Annotated in this window: 5 protein-coding genes and 1 pseudogene; 3 read left to right on the top strand and 3 right to left on the bottom strand. The window is 74.7% G+C overall.

All coding sequences use genetic code 11. The features are described from left to right. Positions 1-67: 67 nt before the first annotated feature. Positions 68-1027, top strand: a pseudogene (locus AB0O00_RS30380) (serine hydrolase domain-containing protein); the annotation flags it as partial. A gap of 151 nt (positions 1028-1178) precedes the next feature. After that, positions 1179-1682: an NUDIX domain-containing protein gene (locus AB0O00_RS30375; protein WP_363657195.1), complete on the top strand. Its 504-nt coding sequence runs from the start codon at positions 1179-1181 to the stop codon at positions 1680-1682. 18 nt (positions 1683-1700) lie between these two features. Here AB0O00_RS30375 and AB0O00_RS30370 read toward each other — a convergent pair whose 3' ends face one another. From AB0O00_RS30370 to AB0O00_RS30360, 3 genes are all read right to left on the bottom strand, one after another. Beyond that, positions 1701-2351: a vitamin K epoxide reductase family protein gene (locus AB0O00_RS30370; protein WP_363657193.1), complete on the bottom strand. Its 651-nt coding sequence runs from the start codon at positions 2349-2351 to the stop codon at positions 1701-1703. A 67-nt stretch (positions 2352-2418) separates the two neighbouring features. Then, entirely contained in the window at positions 2419-3228 is an 810-nt protein-coding gene (locus tag AB0O00_RS30365; RefSeq protein WP_363657191.1) for a thioredoxin domain-containing protein, read from the bottom strand. A gap of 242 nt (positions 3229-3470) precedes the next feature. Beyond that, a complete protein-coding gene (locus AB0O00_RS30360) occupies positions 3471-4142 on the bottom strand; it encodes a hypothetical protein (protein ID WP_363657189.1) in 672 nt (223 codons plus the stop codon). 210 nt (positions 4143-4352) lie between these two features. Between AB0O00_RS30360 and AB0O00_RS30355 the strand changes: the two genes are divergently transcribed. Further along, positions 4353-4625, top strand: a 273-nt coding sequence (locus tag AB0O00_RS30355; protein WP_363657187.1) for a CHAD domain-containing protein, incomplete at its 3' end; no start/stop codon positions are given.

Here is a 4625-nt window from a genome sequence, read left to right as displayed (position 1 = left end):
ACCGGGGGGGGAGGTGGACCGGCTGGTCCGCGCGGGCGCGCGGTAGGTCGGGGGGGGGGGGGTCTGGGCCGTCGGGGACGCCGGGGGGACGATCGGGCGGGGCGGTCACGGGCCGCTCGGGCAGGGCCCGTACGCGCGGCTCACGCCCGGCCCCGACACCCGGTACGACCTCGCCAGCCTCACCAAGATCGTGGCGCTCTGGCCGTGCGCCGGGGTGCTGTGGCAAGCCGGCCGGCTCCCGCTCGACGAACCCCTCGGGCAGTACTGGCCGGCCGCCGCCGGACGGCCCGCAGGCGAGGTGACGGCCCGTCAACTACTGGCCCACACCGCAGGATTGCTGCCGCGAACGAATTTCGAGCGGCTCTACGGCCGCGACGTCGCGGCGATCCGGGCCGGCGTGATCGCCGCCCCGCTGCACCGCGCGCCCGGCACGGCCGTCGAGTACACCGACCGCGCCGCCGTGCTCCTCGGCCACCTCGTCGAACACCTCGGCGGCGCCCCGCTCGACGAACTCGCCACGCGCTGGACCTGGCGGCCGCTGCGCATGGCCGACACCCGCTACGGTCCGCTCGGCCCCGGCGACACCGCCCACGCCGCGCCCACCGAGTACGACGAGGCCCTCGGCGCCCACCTGCGCGGCGTCGTCCACGACCCCTCCGCCCGCCTCCTCGGCGGCGTCTCCGGCAACGCGGGCGCCTTCTCCACCGCCCGCGACCTCGCCCGTTTCCTCGCCGCCCTGCTCGACCCGCCGCCCGGACTCTCCTGGGGCGAGCCGTGGATCGCCGAGTCCCTGCGCGAACAGACCGGCGGACTCACCCCCGCCCGCGGCCTCTCCTGGCTCTGCGCCCCCGGCACCGACCCGGACGACGGCACCTTCGTCCACTACGGGTTCACCGGCACCGGCATCTGGATCTCCCGCCGGCTCGGCCGCTGGGCGCTGCTGCTCACCAACAAGGTCCACTACGACCGCGAGGTCCAGCCGCTCACCGACCTGCGCAACGCCTTCCGGCGGGCCGTCTTCGGCTGAGGCCCCGGTGGGACGGGCTCCGGTTGGACAGGCCCCGGTTGGACAGGCCCTGGGCCACCCGATCGGGTGGATCTCGCACGAACCACCGCTCCCGGCAAGGAACCTGCGGCAGAGTGGGCCACCACGGGCGGGTGGTGGCGGAGGAGGCGCGGTGACGGAGACCTGGCAGCTCTCGGAGGGGGAGTGGCTGGCGCGCATGGTGCGCGCCTACGTCGGCTGCAGCGTCCTGCTGACCGACGGAATGGGCAACGTCCTTCTCCTCAAGCCGATTTACCGCGCCCACTGGCTCTTCCCCGGCGGCGCCATGGACCCGGGCGAGGGCCCCGCCGAGTGCGCCGCCCGCGAACTGTGCGAGGAGACCGGCCTCGTGCTCGGCGACGAACTGCGGCTCGTCGTCGTCGAGTGGCGCGACCCGATCCCCAAGCAGCGCGAACACGCCCACCCCGCCGTCCAGTTCATGTTCGACGGCGGGGTGCTCGACCCGGCGGCCGAAATCCGCTGCCAGGCCGAGGAGATCGCCGAGTACGGCTTCTTCGCCCCGGCCAGGGCGGCCGCGCTGCTCCACCCGAACGCGGCGCGGCGGCTCACCCGGGCCCTGGACGCCCGGCGCACCGGGATCACCGCGCTGCTCCACTCGACGGGCTACCTCGGCTGAACTCCCCGCGGCCGGCCGTCAGATCAGGGTGCTCCAGTAGTACCAGAACCGGTTGAGGATCATCAGCGCGATCACCGCCGCCCACAGCGCCGGCAACGCCCAGTGGTAGCGCGCCGCCTCCCGCACGACCGCCCGCAGCCGCGGGCCCACCGGGATCACGCCCGAGCGCAGGTTGTGCAGCGTCGTGTACCAGAAGAGCGCCACCACCGTCGCCCACACCACCATGCAGTACGGGCACAGCGCGCCGATCTCGTACAGCGCCTGGTCGATGAGCCAGTGCACGAACACCACGCCCAGCAGCGTCCCCGCCTGGAGGCCCAGCCAGAACCAGCGCCGGTACGCGGCGCCCGCCAGCAGGCCCGCGCCGATCGCCGCCAGCGCACCGAAGGCGGCCAGCCCGATCAGCGGGTTCGGGAAGCCGAACACCCCGGCCTGCTCGGTGCGCATCACCGAACCGCAGCTGATCACCGGGTTGATGTTGCAGTTCGGGACGTACGACGGGTTCTCCAGGATGCGGAGCTTGTCGAAGGTCAGGACGGCGGAGGCCGCCAGCCCGATCAGCCCGCCGAGGAACAGCAGCAGCGAGAACGCCCGGCCCGCGCCGATCGGGGCGGAGCCCGAGGCCGGGGCGGCGGGACGGGGGACGTGCACGGAGGTCGAGGCGGTCACGGCAGCACACTCCGGTGGTTGGGAGGGGGCCGGCCCGGCCGGGGTTCGGCCGGGCCGGTGGAGCTCACTACAGGCCGGCGGCCTGCTTGACCTGCGCCGTGAACTGGTCCGGGGTGGCCGTGTTCTGGCCCGAGAACAGCGTGATCGTCTTGCCGTCCACCTTCACCGTCGGCGTGCCCTGCACCCCGCTGTCGTTGAACGCGTCCGCGACCTTCGCCGCCCACGGCGCGTAGGTCTTCTCGTTGACGGCCTTGACGAACGCGTCCGTCTTCAGCCCCGGCACCTGGTCGGCCAGCTCCAGGATCTTGGCGGTGTCCCCGAAGGCGTCCACCCGCTCGTCGGGCTGGTTCTTGTAGAGCACGTCGTGGAACGCCTTGAACTTGTCCACGCCCTCGTTGAGCGCGGCGCCGGCCGCGGCCAGCGCGGTGCGCGAGCCCTTGCCGCCGAGGCCCTTGTCGAGGAACGCGGCCAGGTGGAACTCGACCTTGATCTGGCCGTCCGCGGTCAGCTGCTTGACCGCCTCGCCGTTGGCCGCCTCGAAGTGCTTGCACACCGGGCAGCGGAAGTCCTCGTAGATCTCCATCGTGTGCGGGGCGTCGGCCTTGCCGTAGGTGATCACGGTGCCGTCCTGGCCGGAGGCGTTCGCCGGCACGACCAGCGGCGCCGACGAGCCGGCCCCGGTGGACGCCTCCTTGTCCTTCTTGGCCGCGTTGACCGCGAGCGCCCCGCCGCCCGCGAGGGCGAGCACGACGGCGGCGGCGACGGTGATCACGATGCGCTGACGGCGCTTGGCGGCCGCCTGCTCGCGGCGCTGCGCCTCCTGGATGCGCTCGCGGGCGCTGATGCGCTGGGACTGCTTGGTGTTGGCCTGGGCCATGGGAGTCAACTCCTGTACGCGGCGCGCGGGTGCGCGCGGGATGCCTCGCTCGGGCGTGCCTCGCTCGGGCGTGCCTCGTGGGGGCGTGCGTCGAAGGCGCGCGCCTTGGTGAGGGGGTGCCTCGTAGGCGCGGGCCCTGGTGAGGGCGTGCCTAGCGGGGGCGTGCCTCGTCGGGGCGTGCCGAGGGGCGGGGTGGGTGAACGCGGGAGTCGTGCGCCGGGCCTGCGACCGTCGGAACGGTGTCAGCAGGCGGGCGCGAAGGCCGGCGGGCCGCGCCGGGGCGCCGGGCTGAGGACGACGTCCTCGCGGCGGGGACGTTCGTGGTCCGACACCGGCAGCGGCACCCGCAGCACCGGGCGCACCGGAGCCGGGACCAGCAGCAGGAGTAGCGCCCGCAGCGGCGCCGCCACCGACTGGCGCAGCGCACGCAGCGCCCGGGCCAGCCCGGTCAGGGCCGCGTCGCCGAGGCGCAGCCACGCGGCGGCGGCCAGGGCGATCAGCAGGTGCACCAGCAGGACGAGCAGCTGGGTCGCGGCGGGTGCGACCGGTCCGTCGTGGCCGAGCGGCCCGGACAGCAGCGAGCCGTCCACCGAGCCGCCCCCGCACACGATCAGGTTCATGCCGCGCGCGGGCACGTGCTCGCTCAGGATCGGGCCACAGCCGGTCTGGCCGAGGTTGAACGTCGTGTTGAGCAGCAGCTCCACCGGCACCATCACGCCGGAGATGTGCAGCAGCCGCCGCTCCCCGCCGGCCAGCGCGGCCGACACCAGGAAGACGACGGCGGTCGCGGCGACCACGAGCGTGAGCGGCAGCGGGCGACCCGTGATGATCACCTGGCCCAGCGCGGACAGCGGCACGGCGAGCGCGGTGAACACCGCGGCCCGCAGGGCCCTGGTCGCACGGGTGGACGTCATCACGTCCGGGAGTATGTCACGACCCCTACACCCGGCACGAGGGCGCGTCGGGCATCCACGGGATGGCGGGCCGTCAGCGGCCCGCGCGGCCCGGTCGCGCGCGGTGTACGGGCGGTGGACGCCCGGTGGACAACGGGCGCCCGCGGACTAGCCTGGAAGGCGCTCCGCCGATCCGGACGATCGACGACCCCGACGAGGGGGTGAACGCCCATGGCCCGGCCCGACACCACGGTCGGACAGGTCCTGCTCGCCCGCATCGAGACCCAGGCCGTCGTGCTCGCGGGGCTCGACGACGCCGTCCGCGCCGACGAGCCGGACGCCGTCCACCGGATGCGGGTCGCCTGCCGGCGCCTGCGCAGCGCGCTGCGCACGTACCGGCGCCTCTTCGCGGCCGGCGCCACCGACGAGCTCGTGGCCGAGCTGCGGTGGCTGGCCGCCGCCCGCGGCCGCGCGCGCGACCGCGAGGTCCTGGCCGAGCGGCTC

This window comes from Kitasatospora sp. NPDC093558, assembly GCF_040683475.1.
GTDB lineage: Bacteria > Actinomycetota > Actinomycetes > Streptomycetales > Streptomycetaceae > Kitasatospora.
This window is presented reverse-complemented; position numbering and strand designations above follow the sequence as displayed.

Coding starts and splice junctions, on each gene's coding strand:
- AB0O00_RS30360 (WP_363657189.1), bottom strand. CDS start 4,142: ATGACGTCCACCCGTGCGACCAGGGCCCTGCGGGCCGCGGTGTTCACC.
- AB0O00_RS30365 (WP_363657191.1), bottom strand. CDS start 3,228: ATGGCCCAGGCCAACACCAAGCAGTCCCAGCGCATCAGCGCCCGCGAG.